General features: G+C 67.0%; 1 pseudogene. It reads right to left on the bottom strand.

The window, feature by feature from the left end:
• Positions 1–67 precede the first annotated feature (67 nt).
• Positions 68–1,544 (bottom strand): annotated as a pseudogene (locus A5706_RS13235) (transglycosylase domain-containing protein); the annotation flags it as partial.

The raw sequence follows: 1,544 nt of genomic DNA, 5'->3' as shown, positions 1-1,544 counted from the left end.
GTGAGGCGGTCTCCGGCTAACCCGGCGGCGCGAAGCCGCCGGGGTCGGTCTGCGGCCACGGCTGTTGCGGGGGCGGGGCGGCGGTAACGCCGGCGTAGCCGCCGATCTCGCTCGGCTTGGGGAAGGTCTCGTTGGGAGTGCCCTTAAGGGCGCCGTCCATAGTCGCCTTCCAAATGTCCGACGGCAGGCCGGAACCGTAGACCTCCGCACCCGAGGCCGTCACCAGCGGCACGTTGTCCTGCACGGTGCCCACCCAGACCGCCGTCGACAGCGACGGTGTGTAGCCGACCATCCAGGCATCCTTGTTCGCCTGGGTGTCGCCCAGCTGCACCGTCCCGGTCTTGGCGGCCGAGGGCCGCCCGCCGGCCAAATTGTGCCCGCGCGAGTAGCCGGCAATCGGCGCCATCGCGGCAGTGACGTTGTCGGCGACGCCCTTGTCGATGCGGTTCTCGCCGTTGTTGTCGGCATTGCCGGCGTCGAACAGCACCTGGCCTTCGGCGTTGACGACCTTTTGCACCAGGTGGGGCCGGTGGTAGACACCCGACGCGGCCAGTGTGGCGTACGCCGAGGCCATGTCGATGGGCCGGGTTTGATACTGGCCCAACACAATTCCGTTGTTGGGCGGTCCGCCCTTGCCGTCCTCGGACAGTGTGTGCGCGACGCCCGGGAAGCTGGTCGCGACGCCCGCCTGGTGTGCTGCGTCGGCGACGGCCTGCGGTCCCCCCTTGAGCTTGAGCATCAGCCGGTAATAGGCGGTGTTGAGCGAAAGCTTCAGCGCCTCGGCGATATTGCAGGTCCCGCAGCTCTCCCCGTCGACGTTGGTGATCTTGATCCCGTCGACGGTGAGCGGTGAACTGTCCACCTGGTAGCCCAGCCCGATACCTTGTTGCAGCGCGGCAACCAAAGCGAACACCTTGAATGACGATCCGGTCTGCAGCCCGGCCTGAGCAAAGTCGAAACCGTTGGCGTCCGAACCGCCGTAGTAGGCGCGAATCGCGCCGGTGTGCGGGTCGACCGACACCGCCGCGGACCGCATGTCGGGGTCCTGGCCGTCAAGGTATTTCGACACCGCCTTCTCCGCGGCCTGCTGGGCCTTCGGGTCGATCGTCGTGGTGATCTGCAGCCCCTGGGTGTTCAGGGTCTGCTCGTCGATGTTGAACAGCTCCATGAGCTCTTTGGTCACCTGGCGCTCGATCAGCCCGTTGGGCCCGGTGGTCTGGTTCTGCGCGCGGGCCTGGTCGGGCGGCAACGTCGCCGGAAACACCTGTGCCGCACGGTCGCTCGGCGACAGCGCCTTGGTTTCCACCATGCCGTCCAAAACCCAGTTCCACCGCTCCGCGGCACCCTTGGGATCGACGGCGGGATCCAGCGAGGAGGGCCGCCGGATCAGCGCCGCCAACAGCGCTCCCTCGGAGACGGTGAGCTGCTCGACCGGCTTGTCGAAATAGGCCTTCGCGGCGGCCGAAATGCCGTAGGCCCCGCGACCGAAGTAGATGATGTTCAGATAGGCCTGCAAGACATCGTCTTTGGACCACTCCCCCGAC

Source organism: Mycobacterium sp. E796 (genome assembly GCF_001672815.1).
In the GTDB taxonomy this organism is placed as follows: domain Bacteria; phylum Actinomycetota; class Actinomycetes; order Mycobacteriales; family Mycobacteriaceae; genus Mycobacterium.
The sequence above is the reverse complement of the archived record's forward strand: the minus strand, read 5'-3'. Positions and strand labels throughout refer to the sequence as shown.